The organism is Luteimonas sp. RC10, from assembly GCF_014192745.1.
GTDB lineage: Bacteria > Pseudomonadota > Gammaproteobacteria > Xanthomonadales > Xanthomonadaceae > Luteimonas.
Window position 1 is genome coordinate 737,250 of the sequence record NZ_JACHYJ010000001.1, and the last position, 26,008, is coordinate 763,257.

Below are 26,008 nucleotides of genomic sequence, written 5' to 3' on the forward strand. Positions count from 1 at the left end.
GCCGAGGCTGCGCATGTCCCGTCCGCTCCGCGCTCCGCGCATCGTCCTTCCCAGCCTGCTCGCGCTCGCGTTCGCCGGATGCGGCGGTCAGGATCCGACCCCGGCCGCGCCCACCGCCCACACCCCGATCGATGCGCCGAGCCAGCGCCTGGACTGGCCGTTGCCGGCCACCGGGCCGGGCTCGAGCGCGCCCGACCTCGTCGCCGGGCCCGACGGCCTGCTGGTGCTGAGCTGGATCAATTCGCGACAGGGCAGGCGCCACGCGTTCCAGTACGCGCGCTTCGACCCGGCCGCGCAGCGCTGGCGCAATGCGCCGACCACGATCGCGATCGGCAACCGCATGTTCGTCAACTGGGCCGACACCCCGCACGTGCTGCCGACGCCCGACGGCGCGCTGTGGGCGCACTGGCTGCAGAAGCGCGGCGACGCGCCCTACGCCTACGACGTGGTGCTCGCACGCTCGCGCGACGGCGGCGCCAACTGGAGCGCACCGGTCCCGGCGCACGACGATGGCACCGCCACTGAGCACGGCTTCGTCTCGATGTGGGCGCAGGGCGGCGGCCTCGGCCTGGCCTGGCTCGACGGCCGCAACACCGGCGGTGGCCATGCCGACGACGCCGGCGGCGACCACGCCGCGCATGAGGGCGCACCGATGACCCTGCGCGCGGCGGTGTTCGACGCCAACCTGCAACGCACGGTCGAACACGAGATCGATGCCCGCGTCTGCGATTGCTGCCAGACCGCGGCTGCGGTCACAGGACGCGGTCCGGTGGTCGTCTATCGCGGCCGCACCGAGGCCGAGGTGCGCGATGTCATGCTGACGCGCCTGGAGAACGGCGCCTGGCGCACGCCGGCACGGGTGCATGCCGACGACTGGACGATGCCCGCCTGCCCGGTGAACGGACCGTCGGTCGCGGCACAGGGCGATGCGGTGCTGGTGGGCTGGTACACCGCCGCCGGCGATACGCCGCGCGTGCAGCTGGCGCGCAGCGACGATGCCGGCGACGCCTTCGCCGAGCCGGTGGTGCTCGACAGCGGCCCGGCGGTGCAGGGGCGCGTCGCCGTCGCGCTCGATCAGGCCCAGGCCTGGGCGGTGTGGCTGCGCGAGGACGACGCCGGCGGCCAGTCGCTGTGGCTCTCGCGCCGCAGCCCGGACCTTTCGACCGAATACGAGCGCATCGAACTCGCGCGCCTGCAAGGGCGCGGCCGGGCGACCGGCTTCCCGCAGCTGCAGGTGCTCGGCGGGCAGGCTTACGTGGTCTGGACCGACGTCATCGACGGCGCGCCGCAGTTGCAGGGCGCGCGGCTCGTGCGCTGACGCGCAGGCGGCGACGCTCGACCAAGCAACTCCCGCGCGCGGGGAGGTCGGCACCGCGCCTGCCTGTTCCGCCTCGCCCGGACGCATCTCCTCGCGCGCAGCGGAGGTCGGCGCGCAACGCGCCGGGTGGGGCAGGGGTTCGTCGCGGCAAAGCGGCCCCCATCCCAACCTTCCCCCGCTCTACGGGGGAAGGAGCTAAAAGCTCTCATCGCGCGAGAACACCTCCCCCGCGCGCGGGGGAGGTCGGCGCGCGCAGCGCGCCGGGTGGGGGAGGACCGTCGCGCTTACCGCTCGTGCCGCCAGTTCACCGAGCCTCGGTTCTCCAGCGTGCTCGATTCGATTTCGACGTCGAAGCCGCGGCTGAGCAGGTACTTGAGCGTCAGCACCTGACCGGTCCCCAGCAGCGACACGCCGAAGCCGACATACAGCCGTGGCGAGAGCTGCTTGCCCACGCCCAGCACGCTGCCGCCGAGTGCACGCGACTGGCTGATGCCGGCGTTGTCGAGTCCGATCTTGCTGCCGAGCTGGCCGGCGATCAGGTCGCCGCCGGCATTGAGCGCGGTGGCCGCGGCGTCGAGCTGTTGGCCCTCGGCGCTGGTCAGGCTGGAGGCCGAGCGGCCCAGCACGAGGTACGACAGCGCCTGGGAATCGTCGCTGGACGGGTTGGTCCAGACGTTGACCTGCGGCGCGGAGGCGCGGCCACTGACGTCGATGCCGGCGGTGATGTCCTCGGCATCGATCCGGCGCTCGGCGCGGACATCAAGCACCGGGTCGGCGACCGGACTGTTGTTGAAGACCAGATTGCCGCGGGTGACCTTCAGTTCCTGCCCGTAGGCCTTGTAGCGGCCATCGACCGAGAGGCGACCATTGCCGGTCATCTCGCGGCCGGGCACGGCGCGCACGCGCAGCTCGCCGCGCATGCGGCCATCGAAGCCGAAGCCGCGCAGGCCGACGTTCTCGCCCACGCCCACCGTCAGATCCAGCGCCAGCGACGAGGCGGTGCCACTGTCGTCGGGATCGATCGGATCGAGCACGACCACGTCGGGGGAGGCCGACACGCCTTCGCTCAGGCGTTCGAGATCGAGCAGCGCGACATCGACGAAGACCTTGCCGGTGACGTTGAGCGGTTGCTGCGCCGCATAGCGCACGGTGATATCGGGCGAGGCGATGATGTGCATGTCGCTGGTGTCGGCGGCCAGCACATCGGTCCCGCGCAGGTTGAGCTCCAGCGGCGTCGCCTCGCCACGCCAGTCCAGCCGGCCGTCGATGTCGAGCGTGCCCTTGCCCGAGCGCACGTTGCCGCTGATGCGGGCGCTGCCGTCGGGCAGGGCATCGAGTCCGACGTTGCCGTCTTCGAGCGCGATCGCCAGCGATGGGATCTCGGTGGTGAAGTCGCGCAACCGCGCCTGGCCGCCGATCGTCGGCTGTGCGCGCGTGCCGCCCAGTTGGATGTCGGCCGTCAAGCGGCCCTTGGGCTCGACGATGTCGGACGAGAACAGCTCGACGAAGGTCAGGTCCTCGACGTTGGCGACCAGCGAGCCGGACAGCGGCGAGTACGCATCCCAGCCATTGGTGACCTGCGCCTGCACGCGGCCGGCCTCGTTGAGTGTCGTCGACAGGCGCGCGCTGAGCCGGTTGGCGTCGAACTCCGCATCGAGCACGAGATCGTCGTAGGTGATCACGTCGTTGCGCGCGCGCTCGGAGGTGCGTACGCCGCCGCTGGCCGAGCGCACGCTGGCGCTGCCGGCAAAGCCGTTGCCGACCGGGCGGGCGCGGCCTTCGAGTGCGATCTCGCCGCGCAGCACGAAGGCCTGTCCGCCGTCCTGCTCGGGCAGGTAGGGCGTGGCGAGTGCGAGTGGCAGACGCTCGCCGCGCACGCTGACGCCCTGGCGCGGCCAGTCCGCGCTGGCACACAGCGAGCCGCCGCCGCTGGAGGCAAAGCAACTGTCCGACAACGTGATGCGCGCACCGGTCTGGGCGAACTTCGCCGGGCCCTGCAACGCCCAGCTCGCGCCCGTCGTCGGTGCCAGGCGCAGCGTGGCCAGCGTGCCCTGCCAGCCACCGTTGCGCTGGGAGGCCTCGCCCGACAGCGCCAGTGTGCCGATCTCGCCGCGCGCATCGGCCTGCAGTCGCAGCGCGGTGATCGCGCCGCGTGCCGACACCTGCACCGTGTCCAGCGCGACGCCGGCCTGCACGCCGCTGGCCGACACCTCGAGCGTGCCGGCATCGCTGCGCCACGGCAGGCGGCCGTCGATCCGGGCGCTGGCCGCGGCGTAGTCGCCGAAACGCAGCGCGCTGCCGGTCAGGTCTGCCGCGAGGTCGGGCGCAGTGCGCGCACCGGTGACCCGCAGCGTGCCCTGCAGGGTGCCGCCGCCCTGCGGCAGGAAATCGGCCAACTGCAACGGCGCCAGCTTGGCGTCGATGTCCAGCGTGTCGGTGATCTTGGCGCGCGCGTCCACGCGGCTGCCGCCGAGCGTCAGCGCGACCTCGCCTTCGAAATCGTTGCGTCCGGCCTCGCCGGCGTTGCGGGCCGGCCCCTGCATCGCAAACGTCGCGCGGCCGTCGAGCCGCCGTGCGCGCAGCGTGCCGCCGAGCTGGTCGGCCTCGACGGCCACATCCAGGCCGCCGTCGTCGCGGGTGCTGCCGGTCGTGGCGAACCGGCCGTCGACCGCGCCCTTCCAATCGCGGGCGAAGTAGCCCGGATCGAAACCGGCCAGGGTCGCGGCGATGTCCCATTGCAAGGCCGGCGCCCAGGCCACATCGCCGGTCGCATCGAGCGTGCCGGTCGGCATCTCGACGTGCGCGGTGTGCAGGCGCATCCGCTGTGCGTCGCCGCGGCCGTCGAGATCGACCCGTGCACGCAGGCCGTCGCGTTCGATGCCCGCCTTGCCGATCGCCGCCCATGCCGCGGTGCTGCCGGCGATGCCGAGGTCGGCATCGGCGACGATCGGCGGCGCCGGGTCGGCGCTGGCGGGGTCGGCTCCGAACTGCACGCCGCGGGCGTTGACCGCGAAGCGGAACCGCACGTCGCCGGGCTCGGCGACATCGGCGTGACCGCGCAGCGTCACCCGCCCGTCGAAGGTGTCGACGACCAGCCGTTCGACATCCAGGCGCTGGTCCTCCAGCCGCAGCTTGGAGGGCTGCAGCACGACCGCCAGCGGTGCGGCGTCGGGCTCGCCGATCGTGACCTTGCCCTGCAGCGTCGCCGCGCCGCCGGTGCCGTCGGCGCGCAGGTCGAAGGCCAGCGGTGTGCCCGGCTCACCGTTGCCGACCAGCAGCGAGGGATCGAGCCGTGTGGTGTCGGCGCGCAGCGCCCAGCCCGGATCGTCACGGCCGCGCAACGTGATCAGCGCGCGCAGCGGCGCGGGTGCATGACCGATCGCCGCGATGTCCAGATGCGCCAGATCGCCGCGTGCGACCAGGCCGATGCGCGGGCGCGTGCGCCCGGGCGGTGCCGGCATCAGCGCACTGGCGGTGAGATCCATGCGGTAGTCGTCGTCGGGTGCGTAGACGCCGTCGGCGGTGAACCGGCCGCGATCGCTGTCGACGACGATCCCGGTCAACCGCAACTCGCCCTGCTGCGCATCGAGTCCGCCGCGCAGCGTGCGCACGTCGATCATCGGCTCGCCCAGGCGCGTGACCCGGAAGCCGTCGACGCGGATGGTGTCGGCCTGCAGCGACAGCGGCAGGTCGATGCGCGGCAGCGAATCGGGCCAGCGCGGCAACTCGAACGGCGTATCGACCGGCGCCGGCAGCTCCAGCACCGCCTGGTCGATATCGAGCACGTCCAGGCGCAGGCGCCGGCCGACCAGCGGCATCAGCGCCGGGTCGATGGTCACGCGCTCGGCCGCGAAGGTCAGCACGCGCGGCTCCTCGCATTGTCCGTAGGGCACGGGCTTTTCTTCGACGTCCGGGCAGCTGCGCTGCACGTAGCGCACGTCGTACATCGTCAGCGGGCCCGACGCGGGGCCCTCGGCCGCCCGCCAGGTCAGTTCGGTGCCGGCCGGCAGGCGTGATGCGATCTGGTGCAGCAGGAAGTCGCGCCCGCCGAAGGTGGTCAGCAGCCACCACACCAGGCCGACCACCAGCACCGTCAGCACGGCGATACCGATCGCACTGCGGATCGCCAGCTTGCGTCTGCGTGCGTGTCGGCGCTGGCGCAGTTCGGCGATGCGCGCCTCGCGCGCTTCGGGAGTCAAGTCGTCGGGCAAACGGTCGCGCCGGAAAGCCATCTCTAGAACTCCGCGCCGATGCTCAGGCCGATCGTGAATGCCGAATCGGGATTGTCGAGGCCGCGGCCGATGTCGAGCTTGAGCGGGCCGACCGGCGACTTGTAGCGTGCGCCGATGCCCACGCCGGTGCGCCAGTTCGGCGAGGTGCCGTCGAACGCATCGCCGCTGTCGACGAACACCGCTGCGCCGATCGTCTCGGTGAAGTAGCGCTCGAACTCGACGCTGGCGGTGACCACGTTCTTGGCGCCCAGCGCGTAGGCCTTGCGGCCGTCGCGTGCGGGAATTCGCGGGCCGACCTCGCGCCAGTCGTAACCGCGGATGCTGCGGTCGCCGCCGGCGTAGAAGCGCAGGCTCGGCGGCATCGCGACCAGCGCATTGGTGAAGGTGTGGCCGAGCTCGCCACGCACGATCAACCGGCTCGATTCGCCGATGCCGCGGAACCAGCTTGCACGCGCATGCAACTGGGTGAACGTCGCATCGGAAGCTGCGCCCTCGATGCCGCCGCGCAGCATCACCGAGCCGCCGATGCCTGCAGTGGGAAACAGCCGGTCGTCGACGTCGATGTACTCGGCGCGCAACGAGGGATAGGCGAACGTGGCGTAGCGGTACAGCGCGCCGGCGAACTCGTCGTCCGGATCGACCGGGGCGTTGGGGTCTTCCTCGGGCGCGTAGGCCCAGCGCTCGCGCAGCACGTGCAGCGAGGCGACCAGGTTCAGACGGTCGTTGTACTGGCCGCTGCGGCTGCCGACCAGTTCGACGCGGCGCGAGTCGATGTAATCGGTTTGCTCGTCGGCGGCCTGCAGGCTGGCGGTGTACCAGCCGTCGAGCCAGGCGAAGGCGGGGATGCGGTACTGCAGCGTCAACGTCTTGCGACGCTGCGCATAGTCGAGCTGCGCCAGCGCCTTGTGACCGCGCATGTTGACGTAGCGGCGCTCGACGCCGAGCCGGATGCCCGCCCCGCTGTCGGTGCCGTAGCTCACGCCCGAGGTGTAGATGCTGCGCTTGGCCGGCGTCAGCGACACCTCGATCGGCACTTCGCGCTCGGCGTTGGCGTCCTCGACCTTGGGCTCGATGTCGATCGTGGAGAAATAGTCGAGCCGCGAGAGCGAGGTGCGCAGGCGGTCGAGGCGGCCCTGGTGGTAGTAGCTGCCTTCGTCCCAGTAGACCAGGCGCTCGAGCAGTGCGTCGTTGACCACCGGCTCGGGCGACTGCTTGAAGGTCGTCGGGCCCATGTTGTAGCGCTCGCCGCTGGTCCACACCAGGTCGATGTCGGCGGCGTGGTCGGCGCGGGTGATCTCGACCCGGCGCGATGCGAACTCCGCGTCGAAGTAGCCGCGCTCGCTGAGGCGACGGCTGAGCCGGTTGCGGCTGCCGTCGTAGTCGGCGTGGTTGAACACACCGCCTTCGCCGGGCACGAAGCTCGCCACGTCGCGTGCCAGGTAGCGATCCTGGCCGCCGGGGCCGATGATTGCGATATCGCGGTTGCGCACGCGCACCGGCTGGCCGGGATCGACGACGATGCGCACCGCAAAGACGTCGTCCTTGCGCTCGCGCTGCACGTCGATCGTCGGCGAGTAATAGCCGAACGGTTCAAGCGCCTTGCGCGTCTGCGATTCGGCCTCGCGGATCAGATAGGCCATGCGCCGCCCGGACACGTCCTTGCCGATCGCATCGTACAGCGCCAACGAGACGCGCACGTTCTCGGTCATTTCCTCATCGAGGCCCGAGATATCGACACGATCGACACGCGCGGCCTGCGCCGCGGCCGACGAGAACACGAGAACGACGGCGGCGAGGCACAACGGGAGGCGAGACATCGGGCGAGGATACCCGGTGCGCGTCAAGAGTCGATTAACGCCGCGCGATGTTGTTCGCAGTGGCTCACGCTGACAGGTGGCCGATCGCCGCGACGCTGCCCAGGCGGTCGGCCAGCCCCTGCAGCAGCGCCAGGCGATTGCTGCGCAGCGCCGGGTCCTCGACGTTCACCATCACCGCGTCGAAGAACGCATCGACCTGCGGACGCAGCCGTGCCAGTCGTGTCAGCGCGGCGACGTAGTCGCCCCGGGCCAGGGCCGGCCCGGTCTCGCCGTGCGCGGCCGCGACCGCTTCGGCCAGCGCCGCTTCGGCCGGCTCGCGCAGCAGCGCCGCGTCCACGACGCCGGGAATCGCGTCGTCGGCCTTGCGCAGGATGTTGCGGATGCGCTTGTCGGCCGCGGCCAGTGCGGCGGCTTCGGGCAGCTGCGCGAAGGTGCCGATCGCATCGATGCGGCGGTCGAGGTCGTACAGCGAGGCCGGACGCAGCGCGGCGACCGCGGCCAGATGCGTGGCCGGCACGCCGCGATCGGCGTAGTAGCCCTTCAGGCGATCGAGCACGAAGTCGTACAGCTCGCCCGCATCGGCAAACGCGGTGCTGCCGTCCTTGCCGGTCGGCAGCGCCCCGACGCGCTCGATCGCAGCGGCGAGCAGTCCATGCAGATCGAGATCGAAGCCGCTCTCGATCAGCGTGCGCGCCAGCCCCAGCGCGGTGCGGCGCAGCGCGAACGGGTCCTTGTTGCCGGTCGGCTTGAGGCCTGCGGCAAAGCCGCCGGCCAGCGTGTCCAGGCGCTCGGCGATCGCCAGCACCTTGCCCAGCGTCGAGAGCGCGATGTCGTCGCCGGCAAAGCGCGGCTGCCAGGCTTCGTCGATCGCATTGGCCAGTGCGGCGCGGTCGTCGTCGGACAAGCCGGCCAACGCCGGGTCGTGCCGGGCGTAGTAGCGGCCGGCGATGCCCTGCAGCTCGGGGAATTCGCCGACCATCCGCGATTGCAGATCGGCCTTCGACAGTTGCGCTGCGCGCTGGGCGAGCGCGGCGTCGACGCCGACCTGCGGCGCGATGGTCTGCGCGAGCGCAGCCACCCGCGCCACCTTGTCGGCGATGCTGCCGAGCTTGGCCTGGTAGGTCACGTTCCGCAGTCCTTCGTTCATCGCCGACAGGCCCTGCTTGAGGTCTTCGTCGAAGAAGAACTTGGCATCGGCGAAGCGCGGACGGATCACGCGCTCGTAGCCCTTGGCGACCTCGGCCGGGTCCTTGGAGACGATGTTGGCGATGCCGATGAAATGCTCGGTCAGCCGGCCGTCGCGCAGCACCGGGAAGAACTTCTGGTTCGCTTCCATCGTCGCGATCAGCGCTTCCTGGGGCACCGCCAGGAATTCGGCCTCGAACGTGCAGGCCACCGCACTCGGCCATTCGACCAGGCAGTTCACCTGCTCGAGATTGTCGGCCTCGATGCGCGCCTGGCCGTCGACCGCGCGCGCCGCGGCGTTGACCGCGTCGGCGATCGCCTGGCGCCGGGCATCGGGATCGACCAGCACCGAGGCTGCACGCAGCGCCTCGACGTAGTCGCCGGGCGCGGCGATGGACACCGGCGCATCGTGCATGAAGCGGTGACCGCGGCTGTCGCGGCCGGCGCGTGCACCGAACAGGTCGGCCTCCACGACCGCATCGCCGTGCAGCGCCACCAGCCAGTGCACCGGCCGTGCGAACGCGTGGGCGTGGGCGCCCCAGCGCATCGGCTTGGGGATCGGCATTGCCGCGATCGCCTCGCGCAGCACCTCGGGCAGCAGCGCGGCGGTGGTCGCACCAGCGGTCGCGGTGCGGTGCACGAAGCGCTCGCCCTTGGCGTCGGTGGTCTTCTCCAGTTGGGTCCAGTCGACCCCGGCCTTGGCGGCGAAGCCTTGCAGCGCCTTCGTCGGCTGGCCGTCGGCATCGAGTGCGATGTTGAGATACGGCCCCAGCACCTCGCCGCGCTGTTCGGGCTGCTCGGCGGCGACGCCGGGCAGCAGCACCGCCAGGCGCCGCGGCGTGTACAGCGGCTTCGCATCGCCGCGGACCACGTTGATGCCGCGCTTGTCGAGCGCCGCGATCACGCCGTCGAAGAACGCCTGGGCCAGGCCGGGCAAGGCCTTGACCGGCAGTTCTTCGGTGCCCAGTTCGATCAGCAGGGGCTTGGTGTCGGTCATGCGGAAGGACCCTTTCTCTCTTCGCCCGCCGTGCCCGCGGTGCGGGGGAGGGCCGTGTCGACCGCCGGACGGCGGATCATGGAACGTCTTGGTGCGCAGCAGATCGGAGGCAGGTTCAGACCACGGCGTCGGCGAGCGCGGCGTCGCGCTTGAGCCGCGGGAAACCGAGCTTCTCGCGTTGCGCGTAATAGGCCTTGGCGACCGCCTGGGCCAGCGTGCGCACGCGCAGGATGTAGCGCTGGCGTTCGGTGACGCTGATCGCGCGGCGCGCGTCGAGCAGATTGAAACTGTGGCTGGCCTTGCAGACCTGCTCGTAGGCTGGCAGCGGCAGCCCGAGCTCGACGAGCTTGAGCGCCTCGGCCTCGCAGTGGTCGAAGCGATGGAACAGCTCGGCGACGTCGGCGTGCTCGAAGTTGTAGGTGCTCTGCTCGACTTCGTTCTGGTGGTAGACGTCGCGGTAGGTGACCGGCGTGCCGTCGGGCCCGTGGGTCCAGACGATGTCGAACACGTTGTCGACGTTCTGCAGATACATGCACAGCCGCTCGAGGCCGTAGGTGATCTCGCCCAGCACCGGACGGCATTCCAGCCCGCCGGCCTGCTGGAAGTAGGTGAACTGGGTCACCTCCATGCCGTTGAGCCAGACTTCCCAGCCCAGACCCCAGGCGCCGAGGGTCGGCGATTCCCAGTTGTCCTCGACCAGCCGCAGGTCGTGCACCTGCGGGTCGATGCCCAGCTCGCGCAGCGAGCCGAAGTACAGCTCGACGATGTTGTCAGGATTGGGCTTGAGCGCGACCTGGTACTGGTAATAGCGCTGCAGGCGGTTGGGGTTGTCGCCGTAGCGGCCGTCGGTGGGGCGGCGGCAGGGCTGCACGTATGCCGCGTTCCATGGCTCGGGGCCGAGCGCCTGCAGGAACGTCGCCGGATGGAAGGTGCCCGCGCCGACCTCCAGGTCCAGTGGCTGGATCAGCACGCAGCCCTGGCGGGCCCAATAGGCGTTGAGCGTGAGGATCAGCTCCTGGAACGTCGGTCCGGTCATCGGAGTGGGGCGTGGCGGCGGCGCGCTAGTATAGCGGTCCACGCCATGCCGCCCGCCGCGCCAGGCGGCCGCGGCCACGGAGGGAGCAGGCTTGAACGAACCCCGGATCCCGCCGTCCGCAGGCCACGAGGCCAGTGCGCCCGTCGCGCGGCTGCCGATCGGGCGGTTGACGTTCGAGCCGGTCGTCGCCGCGCTGGTCGCCGACGGCCTGCTGGCCCCGGCCGACGCCGAGCGCGCGCGCGTGGGCGGGCGTGCGACCCGTGGCCTGGAGGCGGTGCATCCGCTGGTGCTGCTGGCCAATCTCAAGCTGCCTTCGGCGCTGCGCCCCGGGCGCGAGCTGGGCCTGGAAGCGTTGACCGAATGGCTGGCGCAGCGTACCGGGCACGCCTACCTGCGCATCGATCCGACCAAGATCGTCGTGGCCGACGTGACTGATCTGGTCTCCCACGCCTATGCCCGCCGGCACCGCATCCTGCCGGTCGAGGTCACGCCCCAGCACGCGCGCATCGCCACCAGCGAACCGCTGGCGCTCGACTGGCTGCCCGATCTGCAGCGCCTGCTGCGCCGGGACATCGACCTGGTCGTCGCCAATCCGCTCGACCTGCATCGCTACACGATGGAGTTCTTCGGCGTCACCCGCTCGGTGCGCGGCGCGCGCGACCTGCGCGACGGTGGCGGCACTGCGCCGTCGTTCGAACAACTGGTCGAACTCGGCCGCTCGGGCGACGTCAATGCCGACGACCAGCACATCGTGCACATCGTCGACTGGCTGCTGCAGTACGCCTACGAGCAGCGCGCCTCGGACATCCATCTGGAGCCGCGCCGCGACGTCGGTCGCGTGCGCTTCCGCATCGACGGCGTGCTGCACAAGGTGTTCGAGATGCCGCCGCCGGTGATGACCGCGGCGGTCAGCCGCATCAAGGTGCTCGGGCGCATGGACTTGGCCGAGCGCCGACGGCCGCAGGACGGCCGCATCAAGACCCGCTCGCCGGGCGGGCGCGAGGTGGAGATGCGCCTGTCGACGATGCCGACCGCCTTCGGCGAGAAGTGCGTGATGCGCATCTTCGATCCCGACACGGCGTTCAAGACGATCGCGCAGCTGGGCTTCGACGATGGCGAGGCGACGGCCTGGAACGAGCTGGTGCAGCGCCCGCACGGCATCGTGCTGGTCACCGGGCCCACCGGCTCGGGCAAGACCACGACGCTGTACTCGACGCTGCGTGCGCTGGCCACGCCCGACGTCAATGTGTGCACGGTCGAGGACCCGATCGAGATGGTCGCCGTCGAGCTCAACCAGATGCAGGTGCACGCCGCGATCGACCTGACCTTCGCCCAGGGCGTGCGCACGCTGCTGCGCCAGGACCCGGACATCATCATGATCGGCGAGATCCGCGATCTCGACACCGCGCAGATGGCGGTGCAGGCCGCGCTGACCGGCCACCTGGTGCTCTCCACGCTGCACACCAACGACGCGCCGTCGGCGGTGACGCGACTGCTCGACCTGGGACTGCCGCACTATCTGATCGCGTCCACCCTCAACGGGGTGCTCGCCCAGCGCCTGGTGCGCACGCTGTGCCCGCATTGCCGGACCGCGCGCGCGGTCGACCCGGAAGGCTGGCGCGCGCTGGTCGGTCCCGAGGGCCCGCCACCGCCGGCGCAGGCCTGCGGTCCGGTTGGCTGCCTGGAGTGCCGCAACACCGGCTATCTGGGACGCATCGGCCTCTATGAGCTGATGCCGGTGACGCCGGCGCTGCGGGCACTGATCCAGCCGCAGATGTCCCTGGCCGGGTTCGCCCATGCTGCGGTTGGCGCTGGCCTGCGCACACTGCGCATGGCCGGCGCGGAGAAGGTCGCGCAGGGGCTGACGACGGTCGAGGAAGTGATGACGGTGCTGCCGCCGCGCGAATAGGCGCTGCGGCTTGCCCCCACCCGTCGCGCTGCGCGCGCCGACCTCCCCCGCAAGCGGGGGAGGTGAGATCTCGGCGCAAAGTGGCTGCGCTGTATGACCGCTTCCACGCCATATCGCCTTCCGTGCGATGGGTGCGCTTGCGCCATGTCCTGCCGCGCGCGACGCACCGCACCTTCCCCGTTCAAGACCGGGGCATGGCGCCCTTCACGGGTGGAAGCTGGGGATGGGGGCGCTTTTCAGCGTCGGGTCGCTACGCTTGTGGTCTCACCCATGCCCACGCCCACGATGGCTTCCGAACGTCCCCTCCTGATCCTGCAAACCGGACGGCCCGTGCCGTCGATGCGCCGCTACGGCGGCTTCGCGCACTGGATCCGGGTGGCCGCCGGGCTGGCGCGCGACCAGGTCGCGGTCGTCGATGTCGAGGGCGGCGCGGCGTTGCCGCCGATCGATGCGGTGCAGGCGGCGATCGTCACCGGCTCGGGCGCGATGGTCACCGACCGCGCCGACTGGAGCGAGCGCAGTGCGGCCTGGCTGCGCGATGCCGCGCACGCCGGCAGGCCGCTGCTGGGCATCTGCTATGGCCACCAGTTGATCGCCCATGCGCTCGGCGGCGAGGTCGGCGCCAATCCCCGCGGGCGCGAGATGGGCACGGTGGAAATCGAGACGCTGGCGGCCGCCAGCGACGATCCGCTGTTTCGTGGCCTCCCGACCCGGTTCGCCGCGCAGGCCACGCATCTGCAGAGCGCGCTGGCGCTGCCCACCGGCGCGGTGCCGCTTGCCCGCTCGGCGCTCGAGCCGCACCACGCCTTCCGCTGGGGCGAGCGTGTCTGGGGGCTGCAGTTCCATCCCGAGTTCAGCGCCACGCACATGCGCGGCTACATCCGCGCCCGGGCGCAGCCGCTGCGCGAGGAGGCCGCCGATCCGGCGGCGATGCTGGCCGCAGTGCGGGCCGCGCCGCATGCGCGCACGGTGCTGCGCCGCTTCGCGGCCGCTTGCGGCCGGACGTCCAGGCCGAAGGCCGGGTAACGGCCTGGTCTGCCGCCGCGCCGATCGCGCGCACGCGGCCGTGCGCGTGGCCTGCGCGCCGCGTGCATCGGCACTGCAGTACGATGACCGGCCTCGTGGCATGACGCCACGTGCGGACACGGGAAGCAGCGGGATGACGATTCGGAGCGTGGGAGCGGGCCACGGCTGGCAGTGGCTGGTGCAGGCGGTCAACGTCGGCCGCGGCAATCCCCGGGCGGTGTACGGCGCGGTGGCCATCGTGTCGCTGCTGGCGCTGCTGCCCAGCGTGCTGCAATTGGTGCTGCAGCTCGCGTTCGGGCTCGACGCGCAATCGCAACTGATGGTGATCGGCGCGATCTCGCTGCTCTCGATCCTGGTCTACCCGCTGTTGATCGGCGGCGTGTTGCGGGTCATCGATGCCGTCGAGCAGGGCCGGCCGGCACGACCGGGCGACCTGTTCTCGGTGTTCTCGATCGGCGCCGGACGTCTGGTCGGCTTCGGCCTGCTGATGGGCGCGCTGTACATCGCCACGTTCTATGCGCTGGTCAGCCTGTTCGGCGAGGGCGTGCCGGAGTGGTACCTGGAGATCATGACGATCACCCAGGAGATGGGCGCCAGCCAGACCCCGCCGTCTGCGCCACCCGAGCTGCCGATGCCGCCGGCGGGCATCGGCCCGTTGATGGCGCTGGGCCTGCTGTTCGGCATGCTCTATGCGACGGTCTATGCGATTGGCCTGGGCCAGGTCGCACTCGGCGGGCGCCCCGTGTTCGCCGCGTTCGGCGACGGCGTGCTGGCCACCCTCAAGAACGTGCTGCCGGTGCTGGTGATCGCCGCGCTGGCGATGGCCGGCGGCTTTGCACTGGTCCTGGTGTTCGGCGTGGTGGCGTCGCTGGTGACGATCGTCGCCGGGCTGCTGCATCCGGCGTTGGGCGCGTTCCTGGTGCTGCCCATGTACCTGGTGCTGCTGCTGGTGCTGTACGTGGTGATGTTCGGCGCGATGTACTTCATGTGGCGCGACATCTGCGGCGAGGCCGCGATGCCGGCCGGGCCGGCTCCGGGCTCGACGATCGAGCTGTAGCCAGGCGCGGGGCTACAGCCCCAGCGTCGTGTCCAACGCGGCGGTCACGCTGCGGTCGACCGCGTGCATCAGCCAGGCCAGCAGCAGGAAGCAGGCCGGCAACTGCAGCGCCAGCCACAGCCGCACGGGCAGGGGCATCGGCCGTGCATCGACGCGCACCACGCGAGTCCCGGCGATGCGGTCGTGCAGCGCCTGGTGGCGCGGGGCGAGCCCGGCCAGTGCGTGGCCGATGTTGAGGCTGGCCCACGACAGCAGGCCCGCGGCCTGACGCAGCGCCGCGCGCACCGGACTGGGCGGCAGGCCGTCGTCGTCGACCACCCGCAGGCCCAGCAGGCGCTTGCCCGGGGTCGCCTGCCAGCGCGAGCCCTCGAACCCCGCGAACCAGATGAGTGCGAGCAGCGCGAATGCCAGCATCGGCGGCAGCAGCCAGGCGCTGACCGCGACCGACAGCTGGCCGACCGCGGCGTGCAGCGCGGGATCGGCGAGCCAGGTCCGTGCCAGCGCTGCCGGCACGATGCCGCGTTCGGCGGCATCGGCCATCGTGCCGGCCATCGTCAGGCTCAAGGCGTCGAGCGCCTCGCCGCAGGCGGCCAGGCCCGCGCACAGGCGGCGATGCAGCAACGCGACGACGACCACCGCGATCGCGGCCGCGTCCAGCGACCAGGCCGCATAGCGGCGCGGCAGCGACGTCGGCGCGCCCGCGCTCATGCGCGGTCTTGCAGTGGGCCGGGCTTGGGCGCCAGCAACCGCGCCGCGATGATGCCGGCCTCGTAGAGCAGACACATCGGCACGGCCAGCATCAGCTGGGACACCACGTCGGGGGGCGTGATCACCGCCGCCAGCACGAACACGCCGACCACTGCGTAGCCGCGCGCCTCGCGCAACTGGTCGGTGGTCACCCAGCCCAGCAGCACCAGGATCACCAGCGCCACTGGCAGCTCGAAGCTCAGGCCGAACGCCAGGAAGATCACCAGCACGAAGTTCAGGTAGGCGTTGATGTCGGTCATCATCGCCACGCCATCGGGGGTGACCAGGGTCAGGAACCGGAACACCGACGGCAGCACGAAGAAGAAGGCGAACGCGCAGCCGATGTAGAACAGCCCGACCGCCGAGGCCAGCAGCGGCAGCGCCAGGCGCTTCTCGCGCTTGTACAGGCCCGGCGCGACGAACGCCCAGGCCTGGTACAGCAGCCAGGGCATGGTCACCACCAGCGCGGTAAAGAAGGCGAGCTTGAGCGGCGCGAAGAACGGCGAAGCGACCTCGACCGCGATCAGATGCGCGCCTTCGGGCAGCTTGTCGAGCAGCGGCTGGGCCAGCAGGCCGTACAGGCGATTGGCGAACGGCAGCAAGGCCAGCAGCACCAGACCGGTACCGGCCAGGCCGCGCATCAGCCGCATGCGCAGTTCGATCAGATGATCGACCAGGCTACCCTCGCCGGCGTCGTCGTCAGCGTGCCGCGCCATCGCCGGCCTCCTGGGGAACGCGTGGGGGCGTGGTCGGGTCGGCCGCGATCGCGCCCGGTGGCAGGGCCGGCATCTCGGGCGCGTCGGCGGGCGATGGCGCGATCTGCGCCTCGGTCTCGGCCGCGGTGCCCGGCACACGGCGGGCCTCGTCGGCCAGTTCCGCGGCGCCACGGCGCACGGCGTCGAACTCGTCGCGCACCTTGCTCTGGGCATCGCGCAACTGGGTGCCGACATCCGCGATCGACCGTTGCGCGTCCTGGACGCTGCGCTTGAGTTCCTCGGCCTCGAGTTCGCGTTCCAGCTCGGCCTTGACCGAATGCCACTGGGTGCGCGCGCGGCGCACCCACAGCCCGGCAAAACGCGCGGCCTTGGGCAATCGCTCCGGGCCGAGCACGATCAACGCGACCACCGCGATGATCAGCAGTTCGCCGGACCCGATCCCGAACATCGTGGAGAGCGTCGACCCGCGCGATCAGCGCGGGGTGTGGTCTTCGCGTCGTGCGCGCTCGGCGGCCGACTCCGACTCGCGCGACCGGTCGTCGAGACGCTCGGGCGGCACGTCGTCGTCGTGCATGCCCTTCTTGAAGCCCTTGACCGCCTCGCCGAGGTCGCGCCCGGCGCCGCGCAGCCGCTTGGTGCCGAACACCAGCAGCACGACGAGCAGGACGATGAGCCAATGCCAGATGCTGAAACTGCCCATGGCGGGACCAGTCTGATTCGAGTGGACGGCTAGGATAGCGCACCGGCCACACCGGCCGGCCTCACGCGTGTCGTTGTCGCAGCGCCGGCATGTCCTTAAGGCAGCTGTTCCACCTGGGCGGGCTGGTCGTTGACGGTCTCGAAGGGCTGCGGCGCCGGGTCGTAGGACTGCGCCGGCAGCGTGGTCGCTTCGGGCACGTGCTGGATCGGCGGCGCCGGCTGCGCGGCGCGCGGGGCGACCGCGGCGCCGCCGCGGGCCACCCGCGCGGTGGCGCTGGCCTCTTCCAGGCGATCGCGGAAATCGACGATCGGGCCCGACGGCGCCTGGCCGGGGCGGTTTTCGAGGATCGCGCGCGGCGTGGTGGTGTTGCCGTAGACCGCGACATTGGCCTCGTCGTCGATCGACAGCACTGCGCCATCGAGCGCGACGCCGGCGAAGAGGCCGCGCGCGCGCGACCACGACCAGATCTCGGCCTTGAGCTGGCCGTCGGTCAATGCCGCCGCATTGCGGCCCACCGGGCCGGCGGCGACCCCGGCATCGGCGCCGAGGGTGAACTTGCCGTTGACGATCGATTCGAGGCTGCGTTCGTTGCGGAACACCAGCACCACGTCCGAGGACTGCACGCCCGCCTGCAGGCCGATGCTGCCGCCGGTGAGCTTGACGAAGGCCGGGTTGGACCAGGTGCCGTCGGCGGTCCGCACCGACAGCAGGCCGTGGCCACGGCGACCGCCGATGACCAGCCCGGCCTTGACGGTGTCGGGGATCACGATGATCGCGCGGGCCTCGTCGAGCAGCTTGTCCGGAATGCCGGACTCCGGGATCGCCTGGATTTCGTTGAGCACGCGTACCGCATTGCGCGCGCGCGCCTCTTCCTGTGGACCGGCGAAGGCGGGACCGGCGACCAGTGCGACGGCGAGACCGGCAACCAGCAGGGAACGACGCGGGGACAGGCGCATGGAGAGCTCCGGAGACTTGAGAAGGGGCAAAGGCGCAACGCGGCGCGGAGCGGCCGATTCAGGCTAGTGACGACGGCATGAATCGTGCGTGAGTTCGGCCGGTCGCAGCGCCGCGCGCGCGTCGGCTGCATTGCGGCGGTCGGCCTGCCATCCTATGCGGATGTCCGCTCATCCGCTTCCCTCTGGCGCCGCGTCGGCGCCCACCGCTGTGCTGATCGTCAATCTCGGCACGCCCGATGCGCCCACCGCCGATGCGGTGCGCGCGTATCTGGACGAATTCCTGTCCGATCCGCGGGTGGTGCGCCTGCCGCGCTGGCTGTGGTTGCCGTTGCTGCGCCGGGTGATCCTGCCTCGGCGCTCGCCGAAGGTCGCGCACAAGTACGCCGAGATCTGGCTCGAGGGCGGCTCGCCGCTGGCGGTGTACACGCGTCGGCTGGCCGAGGCGGTCGATGCGCGCATGCCCGAGCTGCGCGTGGTCCACGCGATGCGCTATGGCCGCCCGGCGCTGGCGCAGACGATGCGCGCGCTGGCCGCCGAGGGCATCCGCCGGATTCTGGTGCTGCCGCTGTATCCGCAGTACTCGACGACGACCACCGCCTCGGTCGCCGACCGGATCGCCGAGACTCCGATCGATGGGGTCGAGGTCCGCATGATCGAGGACTACGCCCGCGAGCCGGCTTGGTTGCAGGCGCTGGCGGCTTCGGTGCACGCGCATCGCCAGGCGCACGGCCGCGGTGAGGTGCTGCTGTGCTCGTTCCACGGCATTCCGCAGCGCATCGTCGACCAGGGCGATCCCTACGCCGAGCGCTGCGAGGCGACGTTCCGCGGCCTGGTGGACGCGCTCGGCCCCGATGCCGGCGACTGCCGCATGGCCTACCAGTCCCGCTTCGGCGCCGGCAAATGGCTGCAGCCGGCGACCGACGCGACCCTGGTCGCGATGGCCAAGGCGGGGGTGCGTGAGGTCGATGTGCTGTGTCCGGGCTTTCCGGCCGACTGCCTGGAGACGCTCGAGGAGATCGCGATGCAGAACGCCGAGCTGTTCGTCGCCAATGGCGGGACACGGCTGCGCTATATCCCCTGTCTCAACGACGCGCCCGCGCATGCCGATGCGATGGTGACGCTGCTGCGCCGCGAACTGGACGCATGGACATGAGCGGCGCGGACTTCGCGCTGGAGATCGGCATCGGCACCGTGCGTGGCCTGCGTTACGGCACGCCGGGCGCGCGTCGGGTGCTGGCGTTGCATGGCTGGCTCGACAACGCCGCGAGCTTCGGGCCGTTGGCCGCGCATCTGCACGGGCTCGATCTGGTCGCGCCCGACCTGCCCGGGCATGGACGCAGCGTGCACATGCCCAAGGGCACCGATTACACCTTCGTCGGCGCGGTGCACCAGGTCCTCGACATCGCCGATGCGCTGCAGTGGGACCGCTTCGCGCTGCTGGGTCATTCGATGGGCGCGGGCATCGCCAGCCTGGTGGCCGCCGCGTGTCCTGCGCGGATCGAGCGGCTGGTCGCGATCGAAGCGCTCGGCGCCCTGCCCGAGACCGAGGCCAACACCGTGGTGCGGTTGCGCGACGCGGTGACCTCGTCGCGTGGTCTGGGCGAGCGGCCGTTGCGGGTGTTCCCCGATCTCGACGCGCCGGTGCGTGCGCGCATGCGCGTCAATGCGCTGTCGGAAGCCTCGGCACGCCGGCTGGTCGAGCGCGGCGTGCAGCCGGTGGACGGCGGCTACGTGTGGTGCAGCGATCCGCGGCTGACCGTGCCGACCGCGGTGCGCATGACGCCCGGCCAGGTCGATGCGCTGGTGGCCGGCATCGAGTGCCCGACCCGGGTGATCTACGCCGACCCGCCGCAGGACTACCTGCCCGAGCCCGACCGCAGCCGCCGTGCGCGCCTGCTGCCCGATGGCGACCTGGTCGTGCTCCCGGGCGGGCACCACCTGCACATGGAGCAGCCCGACGCGGTCGCCGCGGCGATCGGGGATTTTCTCCGGCGTTGAGTCCGCCGCGGTACGCGCGCCGGCCGGCGCTCAGCCCGTCAGCAGCGCATGCAGCGTGCCCTTGAGTCGGCGTCCTTCGCTGCGGAAGTAGTCGCGCGCCCGGCGCCAGTCGGGACAACGCGCCTCGACCTCGCGCCAGAACGCGCGCGAATGGTCGGCATGCACCAGGTGGCAGAGCTCGTGCACCAGCACGTACTCGAATGCCGACGGTGCGCCGAGCACCAGCGCCAGGTCGAGCGCGAGTGTGCCGTCGGGCGCCAGCGAGCCCCACTGCGAGGACATCGGCCGGATCCGGATCCGCGACGGCGTGCGCGGCAGGCCCGGCAGATAGCCGGGCAACCAGCGCGCGACATCGGCGCGTGCCTGGGCTTCGTAGAACTCGCGCAGCGCGCGCTGCAATGCCGCCGGGCCGGCCTGCGCGGGCGCGGCGAACACCAGGTGCGCCTCCTCCGCGCGGACGTGCGCGAAGCGACCGGGCTGCCAATCCACCGCCAGCAGCGCACCGCGCAGCAGCACGTGTGTGGTCAGGTCGCGGCGCAGCGGCGGCGCCTGGCCGTGTTCGGCCAACTGCGCGGCGAGCCAGTCACGGTGCTGCTGCACGAAGGCCTCGCCGGCCGCCAGACTGGCGCGCAGCGGCAGCGTCAGGCGCGCGCCACGCTCGCTGACGCTCAGGCGCATGCGGCGCGCGCGCGGATCGCGCACGCGCAGCACCTCGATCCGGCGGCCATCGTCGAGCCGGACCTCGAGCGTGTCGCGACGCACCGATGCGGCGGTCGGGGACGACGAGGTCAAGCGCGAGGACGGCGGCATGTGGGCAGTGTACGGCGCGCGTGACGCGCGCCTGCGCTCATTCCACCTTCGACAGCTTGAACGCGCCCTCGAGCACCTTGAACAACCGCTTGAACTCGCCGCGCATCAGCGCAAACCGCGCATCGAGTTCGGCCTGGCGATCGTCCGCGTCGGTGTGTTCGAGCGTGTCGAGCGCGCCGTCGAGCAGCTTGAACTTGCGCACGATCAGATCCTCGCCGAGCACGAACTCGATCTGATCGTCGAGCGTGAGTGCGAGCTTGGTCACCTGCTTGCCGGCGTCGAGATGGCGGGTGATCTCCTCGCACTGCAGGTCCTGGCGCTGGCATTTGACGATCGCGCCCTGGTCGGACGGGTCCTTGAGCTCGCATTCCTCGCCCAGCGCCAGGCCGTCGGGCAGCGGCTCGCCGGCGATCCAGCCGGTCATCACTGCGCGCGGCGAGGTCTCGGCATTGAGCGGCAGCGCCGGGAAGCTGCCCATCGCAGTGCGCACCTGGCTGACCACGTTCTCGGCGCTCTTGCGGCTGGAGGTGTTGACCGCGATCACGCCCAGTTCCAGGTCGATCAACGCATCCGAGCGCACCGGGCGCACGAACGCGCGCGGCAGCAGCTCCTGCAGGATGTCGTCCTTCATCTGCTTGCGCATCTTGCCGCCGGGCTTGCGTGCGTTCTTCTCCTCGTACTCCTCGATGCGCACGGCCAGGAACTCGTTGACCACCGCGCCGGGCAGGATCTTCTCCTGGCCGCCGACGGCCAGCCAGATGCCGTCCTCCATGCGGTGGGTCAGCGCATCGGCCTCGCGGCCCAGTGCCGGCACGAAGCCGTGCGTGGACATTTCCAGCGGGCCGACGTCGCGCAAGCGGAACTCGCCGACCTGGGTCTCCAGTTCGGAAACATCGACGGAGGTGGGGAAGCGGAACAGGGTCAGATTCTTGAAGAACATCGGAGGGCCGTGATTGGGAATGGGGGATCGAAAAAGCAAAAAGCCGGAGCGCCCGCCCTTGCATGTGCGGGCCGCCGCCACGTCACCGGACGCGGCGGCGCAGCTCAGTCGCGGGCGTCGTGCGGCGCGCCGGCCAGCCAGTCGTGCGCATCGGGCAAGGCCGCGCCACGGCTGCCCAGCGACAGGAAGTCGAACAGTTTCGGATCGCTGAGCTGCGAGGGGCGAATGTCGCCCAGCGCACGCGCGATCGTTTCGATGCGGCCGGGATGCGCCTTCTCCCACTGCGCCATCATCAGCCCGACCTGCTTGCGCTGCAGGTTCTCCTGCGAGCCGCACAGGTTGCACGGGATGATCGGGAACGCCTTGGCATCGGCATAGGCGACGATGTCGGCCTCGGCGACATAGGCCAGCGGGCGGATCACCACGTGCTTGCCATCGTCGCTGCGCAGCTTGGGCGGCATGCCGCTGAGCTTGGCGTGGAAGAACAGGTTGAGGAAGAACGTGGCCACCAGATCGTCGCGGTGATGGCCCAGCGCGATCTTGGTGAAGCCGTTGGCCTCGGCGTAGGTGTACAGCGCGCCGCGGCGCAGCCGCGAACACAGCGAGCACATCGTCTTGCCTTCGGGCACGACCCGCGAGACGACCGAGTAGGTGTCCTGCTCGATGATGTGGTAGTCCACGCCGAGCGTGCGCAGGTAGTCGGGCAGGATGTGCTCGGGAAAGCCGGGCTGCTTCTGGTCCAGGTTCACTGCGGTGATCGAGAACGACACCGGCGCCTTGGCCCGCAGCTGCAGCAGGATGTCGAGCAGCGTGTAGCTGTCCTTGCCGCCCGACAGGCAGACCATCACCTTGTCGCCGTCCTCGATCATGCCGAAGTCGGCGATCGCGCGTCCCACCTGGTGGCGCAGGCGCTTGCCCAGCTTCTGGGTCTCGTGCGCGGCGCGGCGCGGGTCGAGCGTGCGGGGCAGGGGATCTGGCAGGGGCAGGACGGTGCTCATCGTCCATAGTCTAACGGGGCCGGTCGCAGCGGCTGCGACCTGCGTTCAGCACGCGTGCCGCGTGCCGCCGGCATGCGCGTCTATACTGCGGCCCGACCGCCGGCGCCCGTCGCGCCGCCCTCAGGAGATCCGCAGACGTGAAGCACTGAGCCGACATCCGATCCGCCGTCCTCCGCGCGAGGGCGCCCTTCGAGTCTGCGCACAGGTCACGTCATGTCCTTCCTTCCGTACCCGGGCCTCGTCCCGGCCGGGGGTGTCCCGTCGGACGCCGCCCCTTCCGATCTTCTGCATGCCCGCAACCTGACGGCGACGCTCGCCGATGGGCGGGTGCTCTACGCCGGTCTCGACCTGCGCCTGCCCGCCGGGCCGAGCGCGCTGGTCGGCGACAACGGCAGCGGCAAGTCGACCCTGCTGCGGCAACTCGCCGGCGACCGCTCCACCGAGGGCGGCCGGGTGCACCGCACCGCGGACCTGGCCTGGCTGCCGCAGGTGCCGGCGAGGTGGCCGGCGCGGGTAATCGACCTGCTCGGCGACGGCCCGCGCCTGGATGCGCTGCGCCGGCTGCTGGCCGGCGACGGCAGCGCCGAGGATGTGGTCCTGGTCGGCGAGGACTGGACGCTGGAGACGACCTGGCGTGCGCGCCTGGATGCCCTGGGACTGGCCGGTGTCGGCCTGGACGGGGATCCGGCGCGGCTGTCGGGCGGCCAGCGCCAGCACCTGCGCCTGCTGGCGATCGCGCATTCGGCTGCGCCGATCCTTCTGCTGGACGAGCCGAGCACCTTCCTCGATGCCGAGGCCTCGAGGCATTGGCATGACGTGTTCGCGCGTCGCGGCGGCGCAGTGCTGGTGGCAAGTCACGATCCGGCCTGGCTGCATGCGATGCCGCGGCTGTTCGAGCTGCGTGCCGGTGCGCTCTATCGGGTCGATGGCGGCCTGGCGACCTGGCGGGCTATGCGGGCAGAGCGCCTGCGCCAGGGCGAGGCGGCGTTGCAGCAGGCACGGCTTGAGCGCACACGGACCCAGCAGGCGGTCGCGCGCGAGCGCCAGCGCCTGGAACAGCGACAGGTCCGAGGCCGCCGCGCCGGCCGCGACGCCAACCAGTCGCCGCTACTGCTCGATCGCCTCGCCGACAGTGCCGAGCGCGGGCAGGGCCGTCGCCGGATCGCGCTCGCGCAGCGCCTCGATGCGGGAGATCAGGCGGTGCGCGCGGCCTTCGATGCGTTCGATGCCCCGGCTGCGCCGCAGTTCGTGCAGACGGCCGTCGCCTTGCCGCCGGGCCGGCAGGTGCTGACCTTCGCGCAGGCGCATCCGACTTGCGCCAGGCCGGTCGCCGCACTCGACTGGCAGGCGAGCGGGCCGGTCCGGATCGGGCTCACCGGTCGCAACGGCAGCGGCAAGACCACCCTGCTGCGCGCGCTGCTCGGCCAGGCTGGGCTGGCCAGCGGCTCGGCCCGGGCACTGGTGCCGGCGCAGACGCTCGACCAGCACCTCGACGGGCTGCCGGACGAGACCGGGGCACTGGACTGGCTGCAGGCGGCGATCCCCGACGAGACGCGTGCGACGATCGCGACCCGGCTCGCATTGCTGGGGCTGGGTCGCGACCACGTGGAGCGGCCGATGCGCACGCTCTCGGGCGGCGAGCGGATGCGCGTGGCGATTGCCGCGGCGGCGTGGGTCGGGCCGGCCGCGCCGTTGTTGCTGCTCGACGAGCCGGCCAGTCACCTCGATCCGGCCAGCGTCGATGCGCTGGTCGCGCTGCTGCGCGCCTGGCCCGGTGCGCTGCTCGTCGTCTCCCACGATGCCGACCTGCTCGAAGCGATCGGGCTCGACATCGGTCTGCGACTGGATGCGGACGGGCTGCGCCTGCATCCGATGTGACGCCGGCGGCCGGGCGTGCCCGGCGCCGGCCACAGCCTCAGGGCACCCAGACCAGGTTGCGGGTGTTGGCGTCGGTGCTGATGTCGCGCACGCGGCCCGCCCCGTCGAACAGCACCTGGAACTCGGCGAAGCTGCTGAGCCAGTAGCGCCACAGCGGCGCCTCGAGATCGGGGTTCTCGCTGCTGATCGGATAGCCCAGCGAGGTGATGACCTGCTCGCGGGTCATGCCTGGGGTGATCTTCGCGCGGCGCACCGCCTCCTGCACCTTGGCCGGCCAGGTCGCGATCTTCGCCGCCGGGTCCTCGGTCACGACGTAGCGGCGTGCGAAGGTGTCCAGATCGAGGTCGCGGCTGTAGTCGTTGCCGATCGCCTGGCGCTGGCCGTCGATCCGGATGTTGACCCGGTAACGGCCGTGGCCGGTGACGCTGGCCGGGGTGCCGGCCGGGATCACCCGCTTGCCGTTCTCGGCGTAGTTGCTGTCGCTGATCCAGCTGCCGTCGCTGCGCAGGTTGCAGCACAGGTAGCCGTCGTACTTGGACTCGGCGCTGGCGGAGGTGGCGCAGGCGGCGAGCAGCGCGGCGCAGGCGATCGACAGAGAGCTTGCTTGGATTCGCATCGTGTCTTTCCCGAAAGCGGGCGCGGCCGGAGGCGCCGCGGATCGACGATGGGCGACGCGAGGCGTCGGCGCCGCGCCACCCCCCAAACTGGCGCGATCGCATTCTTGCAGGGCCGGGCGCAGGCGCCAAGCGGAGCCGCGACCGCTCGGGTAAGCTCACCGCCATGGCTTTCGAGCGTGCCGACGAGTCCCCCGCCCAGCGTCTTGTCGCGTTGCGCGGCGAGCACCGCGAACTCGACGCGTTGATCGACCGGCTGCAGCACGACCCGCTGCACGACGAGGTCATGCTCAAACGCCTGAAGAAGCGCAAGCTGGCGCTGCGCGATGCGATCGCGCAGCTCGAATCGTCGCTGATCCCCGACGAACCGGCCTGACTTGCCAGAGGCAGGCCGCAGGCGTCCATCGGCGGCGCGCGGCGGGCGGGCGACTCACCAGCTCAGCATGTAGCCCAATCCGCGCACCGTGCGCAGTGGCAGCTCGGCGCCGGCATCCCGGCTGCATTTGCGCCGCAATCGATAGACCAGCACATCCAGGCGATGCGAGTCGAACGTGTCGGCATCATCGACCAGACAATGGATCAGGAGCGCTCGCGCCACCGGCTGTCCGGCGCACTCGGCCAGGCAAGCCAGAAATCGCCGTTCGGCGAGCGTGAGGTCGACGCTGCGTCCGCTGGGCGAGACGAGCTGCCAGCCATGCCCATCGAGTCGCCAGGTACCGGTATTGCAGCCGGCCGCCGACGATGTGTGTGAACCGGGCTGCGCATGACTGGGCGCCGGGCCGGCGTCGCCCGTGGACCGACGCGCTGCGTCCGGGCGGACCGGACGGTCGGGTGGCGGCGCAGGATCGCTCGGCAAAGCTGCATCCATGGGGAAAATGTGTCGAATTGTCAGAACGCTGCCGTCGTCGAAATGCAGACGCAGTCCGTCGCCGACGCGCTCGAAGCGCCCGGCCGCATCGGGACCGATCCGGGCAGCGATGACGCGCCAGGTGGGCGCGTCGTCCTGGGCGGCCGGGGTACCCTGGGCCAGCGTGTGGTGTGGTGGTTGGGTGGGCATGCCTGCTTGCTTGAGGA

Annotated in this window: 22 protein-coding genes; 8 read left to right on the forward strand and 14 right to left on the reverse strand. The window is 71.2% G+C overall.

The genetic code is table 11. The features are described from left to right. Positions 1 to 13 precede the first annotated feature (13 nt). Positions 14 to 1,318, forward strand: coding sequence for a sialidase family protein (locus tag FHW73_RS03270; RefSeq protein WP_183425253.1), 1,305 nt, complete (start codon positions 14 to 16; stop codon positions 1,316 to 1,318). Between the two features lie 284 nt (positions 1,319 to 1,602). Here FHW73_RS03270 and FHW73_RS03275 read toward each other — a convergent pair whose 3' ends face one another. From FHW73_RS03275 to glyQ, 4 genes are all read right to left on the reverse strand, one after another. Beyond that, positions 1,603 to 5,550 (reverse strand): translocation/assembly module TamB domain-containing protein, encoded by a 3,948-nt coding sequence (locus FHW73_RS03275; protein WP_183425254.1) that lies wholly within the window; start codon positions 5,548 to 5,550, stop codon positions 1,603 to 1,605. A 2-nt stretch (positions 5,551 to 5,552) separates the two neighbouring features. After that, a complete protein-coding gene (locus FHW73_RS03280) occupies positions 5,553 to 7,367 on the reverse strand; it encodes an autotransporter assembly complex family protein (RefSeq protein WP_183425255.1) in 1,815 nt (604 codons plus the stop codon). A gap of 64 nt (positions 7,368 to 7,431) precedes the next feature. Continuing rightward, on the reverse strand, positions 7,432 to 9,549 hold the full coding sequence (gene glyS / locus FHW73_RS03285) for a glycine--tRNA ligase subunit beta (protein WP_183425256.1): 2,118 nt from the start codon (positions 9,547 to 9,549) through the stop codon (positions 7,432 to 7,434). A 115-nt stretch (positions 9,550 to 9,664) separates the two neighbouring features. After that, positions 9,665 to 10,585: a glycine--tRNA ligase subunit alpha gene (glyQ, locus tag FHW73_RS03290; RefSeq protein WP_183425257.1), complete on the reverse strand. Its 921-nt coding sequence runs from the start codon at positions 10,583 to 10,585 to the stop codon at positions 9,665 to 9,667. A gap of 106 nt (positions 10,586 to 10,691) precedes the next feature. Between glyQ and FHW73_RS03295 the strand changes: the two genes are divergently transcribed. The 3 genes from FHW73_RS03295 (at position 10,692) to FHW73_RS03305 (ending at position 14,577) form a co-directional block, all read left to right on the forward strand. After that, entirely contained in the window at positions 10,692 to 12,494 is a 1,803-nt protein-coding gene (locus FHW73_RS03295; protein WP_183425375.1) for a GspE/PulE family protein, read from the forward strand. Positions 12,495 to 12,779: 285 nt separating this feature from the next. Continuing rightward, complete coding sequence (locus tag FHW73_RS03300) at positions 12,780 to 13,520, forward strand: glutamine amidotransferase (RefSeq protein WP_183425258.1); 741 nt, start codon at positions 12,780 to 12,782, stop codon at positions 13,518 to 13,520. A gap of 148 nt (positions 13,521 to 13,668) precedes the next feature. Beyond that, positions 13,669 to 14,577 carry a hypothetical protein gene (locus tag FHW73_RS03305; RefSeq protein ID WP_183425259.1) on the forward strand — a complete coding sequence of 303 codons (909 nt, stop codon included), beginning with the start codon at positions 13,669 to 13,671 and terminating at the stop codon, positions 14,575 to 14,577. Between the two features lie 12 nt (positions 14,578 to 14,589). Here the strand turns inward: FHW73_RS03305 and FHW73_RS03310 are convergent, their stop codons facing one another. From FHW73_RS03310 to FHW73_RS03330, 5 genes are all read right to left on the reverse strand, one after another. Continuing rightward, positions 14,590 to 15,285, reverse strand: a complete 696-nt coding sequence (locus FHW73_RS03310) for an RDD family protein (protein WP_183425260.1) — start codon at positions 15,283 to 15,285, stop codon at positions 14,590 to 14,592. Continuing rightward, positions 15,282 to 16,040, reverse strand: a complete 759-nt coding sequence (gene tatC / locus FHW73_RS03315; protein WP_183425261.1) for a twin-arginine translocase subunit TatC — start codon at positions 16,038 to 16,040, stop codon at positions 15,282 to 15,284. Before tatC ends, FHW73_RS03310 begins: the two co-directional genes overlap by 4 nt. Beyond that, positions 16,024 to 16,488: a Sec-independent protein translocase protein TatB gene (gene tatB / locus FHW73_RS03320; RefSeq protein ID WP_183425262.1), complete on the reverse strand. Its 465-nt coding sequence runs from the start codon at positions 16,486 to 16,488 to the stop codon at positions 16,024 to 16,026. The genes tatC and tatB overlap by 17 nt, the downstream gene beginning before the upstream one ends. Before the next feature lie 24 nt (positions 16,489 to 16,512). Continuing rightward, a complete protein-coding gene (gene tatA / locus FHW73_RS03325; RefSeq protein WP_183425263.1) occupies positions 16,513 to 16,740 on the reverse strand; it encodes a Sec-independent protein translocase subunit TatA in 228 nt (75 codons plus the stop codon). Positions 16,741 to 16,835: 95 nt separating this feature from the next. Beyond that, entirely contained in the window at positions 16,836 to 17,696 is an 861-nt protein-coding gene (locus FHW73_RS03330) for a lipid-binding SYLF domain-containing protein (protein ID WP_183425264.1), read from the reverse strand. 160 nt (positions 17,697 to 17,856) lie between these two features. Between FHW73_RS03330 and hemH the strand changes: the two genes are divergently transcribed. Both hemH and FHW73_RS03340 read left to right on the forward strand, forming a co-directional pair. Beyond that, complete coding sequence (gene hemH / locus FHW73_RS03335; protein WP_183425265.1) at positions 17,857 to 18,849, forward strand: ferrochelatase; 993 nt, start codon at positions 17,857 to 17,859, stop codon at positions 18,847 to 18,849. Next, positions 18,846 to 19,694, forward strand: coding sequence for an alpha/beta hydrolase (locus FHW73_RS03340; RefSeq protein WP_183425266.1), 849 nt, complete (start codon positions 18,846 to 18,848; stop codon positions 19,692 to 19,694). Before hemH ends, FHW73_RS03340 begins: the two co-directional genes overlap by 4 nt. Before the next feature lie 30 nt (positions 19,695 to 19,724). Here FHW73_RS03340 and FHW73_RS03345 read toward each other — a convergent pair whose 3' ends face one another. From FHW73_RS03345 to ttcA, 3 genes are all read right to left on the reverse strand, one after another. After that, complete coding sequence (locus FHW73_RS03345; RefSeq protein ID WP_183425267.1) at positions 19,725 to 20,504, reverse strand: SprT family zinc-dependent metalloprotease; 780 nt, start codon at positions 20,502 to 20,504, stop codon at positions 19,725 to 19,727. Positions 20,505 to 20,541: 37 nt separating this feature from the next. Beyond that, a complete protein-coding gene (locus FHW73_RS03350) occupies positions 20,542 to 21,444 on the reverse strand; it encodes a recombination-associated protein RdgC (protein WP_183425268.1) in 903 nt (300 codons plus the stop codon). Positions 21,445 to 21,548: 104 nt separating this feature from the next. After that, a complete protein-coding gene (ttcA, locus tag FHW73_RS03355) occupies positions 21,549 to 22,442 on the reverse strand; it encodes a tRNA 2-thiocytidine(32) synthetase TtcA (protein WP_183425269.1) in 894 nt (297 codons plus the stop codon). 213 nt (positions 22,443 to 22,655) lie between these two features. Between ttcA and FHW73_RS03360 the strand changes: the two genes are divergently transcribed. After that, on the forward strand, positions 22,656 to 24,320 hold the full coding sequence (locus FHW73_RS03360) for an ATP-binding cassette domain-containing protein (RefSeq protein ID WP_183425270.1): 1,665 nt from the start codon (positions 22,656 to 22,658) through the stop codon (positions 24,318 to 24,320). Between the two features lie 37 nt (positions 24,321 to 24,357). On the opposite strand, the gene FHW73_RS03365 is transcribed toward FHW73_RS03360, so the two are convergent. After that, positions 24,358 to 24,936: a hypothetical protein gene (locus FHW73_RS03365; protein ID WP_183425271.1), complete on the reverse strand. Its 579-nt coding sequence runs from the start codon at positions 24,934 to 24,936 to the stop codon at positions 24,358 to 24,360. Positions 24,937 to 25,100: 164 nt separating this feature from the next. On the opposite strand from FHW73_RS03365, the gene FHW73_RS03370 reads away from it, so the two are divergent. Continuing rightward, a complete protein-coding gene (locus FHW73_RS03370) occupies positions 25,101 to 25,310 on the forward strand; it encodes a YdcH family protein (protein WP_183425272.1) in 210 nt (69 codons plus the stop codon). Positions 25,311 to 25,364: 54 nt separating this feature from the next. Here FHW73_RS03370 and FHW73_RS03375 read toward each other — a convergent pair whose 3' ends face one another. Beyond that, positions 25,365 to 25,991: a helix-turn-helix domain-containing protein gene (locus FHW73_RS03375; RefSeq protein ID WP_183425273.1), complete on the reverse strand. Its 627-nt coding sequence runs from the start codon at positions 25,989 to 25,991 to the stop codon at positions 25,365 to 25,367. Between the last annotated feature and the right edge of the window lie 17 nt (positions 25,992 to 26,008).

What these genes read in the sequence shown, in the direction of transcription:
- tatA (WP_183425263.1), bottom strand. Translation starts at nt 16,740, where the DNA reads ATGGGCAGTTTCAGCATCTGGCATTGGCTCATCGTCCTGCTCGTCGTG.
- glyQ (WP_183425257.1), bottom strand. Translation starts at nt 10,585, where the DNA reads ATGACCGGACCGACGTTCCAGGAGCTGATCCTCACGCTCAACGCCTAT.
- FHW73_RS03345 (WP_183425267.1), bottom strand. Translation starts at nt 20,504, where the DNA reads ATGCCGCCGTCCTCGCGCTTGACCTCGTCGTCCCCGACCGCCGCATCG.
- FHW73_RS03375 (WP_183425273.1), bottom strand. Translation starts at nt 25,991, where the DNA reads ATGCCCACCCAACCACCACACCACACGCTGGCCCAGGGTACCCCGGCC.
- FHW73_RS03280 (WP_183425255.1), bottom strand. Translation starts at nt 7,367, where the DNA reads ATGTCTCGCCTCCCGTTGTGCCTCGCCGCCGTCGTTCTCGTGTTCTCG.
- FHW73_RS03350 (WP_183425268.1), bottom strand. Translation starts at nt 21,444, where the DNA reads ATGTTCTTCAAGAATCTGACCCTGTTCCGCTTCCCCACCTCCGTCGAT.
- FHW73_RS03365 (WP_183425271.1), bottom strand. Translation starts at nt 24,936, where the DNA reads ATGCGAATCCAAGCAAGCTCTCTGTCGATCGCCTGCGCCGCGCTGCTC.
- FHW73_RS03300 (WP_183425258.1), top strand. Translation starts at nt 12,780, where the DNA reads ATGGCTTCCGAACGTCCCCTCCTGATCCTGCAAACCGGACGGCCCGTG.
- tatB (WP_183425262.1), bottom strand. Translation starts at nt 16,488, where the DNA reads ATGTTCGGGATCGGGTCCGGCGAACTGCTGATCATCGCGGTGGTCGCG.
- FHW73_RS03360 (WP_183425270.1), top strand. Translation starts at nt 22,656, where the DNA reads ATGTCCTTCCTTCCGTACCCGGGCCTCGTCCCGGCCGGGGGTGTCCCG.
- glyS (WP_183425256.1), bottom strand. Translation starts at nt 9,549, where the DNA reads ATGACCGACACCAAGCCCCTGCTGATCGAACTGGGCACCGAAGAACTG.
- FHW73_RS03370 (WP_183425272.1), top strand. Translation starts at nt 25,101, where the DNA reads ATGGCTTTCGAGCGTGCCGACGAGTCCCCCGCCCAGCGTCTTGTCGCG.
- FHW73_RS03330 (WP_183425264.1), bottom strand. Translation starts at nt 17,696, where the DNA reads ATGCGCCTGTCCCCGCGTCGTTCCCTGCTGGTTGCCGGTCTCGCCGTC.
- FHW73_RS03310 (WP_183425260.1), bottom strand. Translation starts at nt 15,285, where the DNA reads ATGAGCGCGGGCGCGCCGACGTCGCTGCCGCGCCGCTATGCGGCCTGG.
- FHW73_RS03275 (WP_183425254.1), bottom strand. Translation starts at nt 5,550, where the DNA reads ATGGCTTTCCGGCGCGACCGTTTGCCCGACGACTTGACTCCCGAAGCG.
- ttcA (WP_183425269.1), bottom strand. Translation starts at nt 22,442, where the DNA reads ATGAGCACCGTCCTGCCCCTGCCAGATCCCCTGCCCCGCACGCTCGAC.
- FHW73_RS03340 (WP_183425266.1), top strand. Translation starts at nt 18,846, where the DNA reads ATGAGCGGCGCGGACTTCGCGCTGGAGATCGGCATCGGCACCGTGCGT.
- FHW73_RS03270 (WP_183425253.1), top strand. Translation starts at nt 14, where the DNA reads ATGTCCCGTCCGCTCCGCGCTCCGCGCATCGTCCTTCCCAGCCTGCTC.
- hemH (WP_183425265.1), top strand. Translation starts at nt 17,857, where the DNA reads ATGTCCGCTCATCCGCTTCCCTCTGGCGCCGCGTCGGCGCCCACCGCT.
- tatC (WP_183425261.1), bottom strand. Translation starts at nt 16,040, where the DNA reads ATGGCGCGGCACGCTGACGACGACGCCGGCGAGGGTAGCCTGGTCGAT.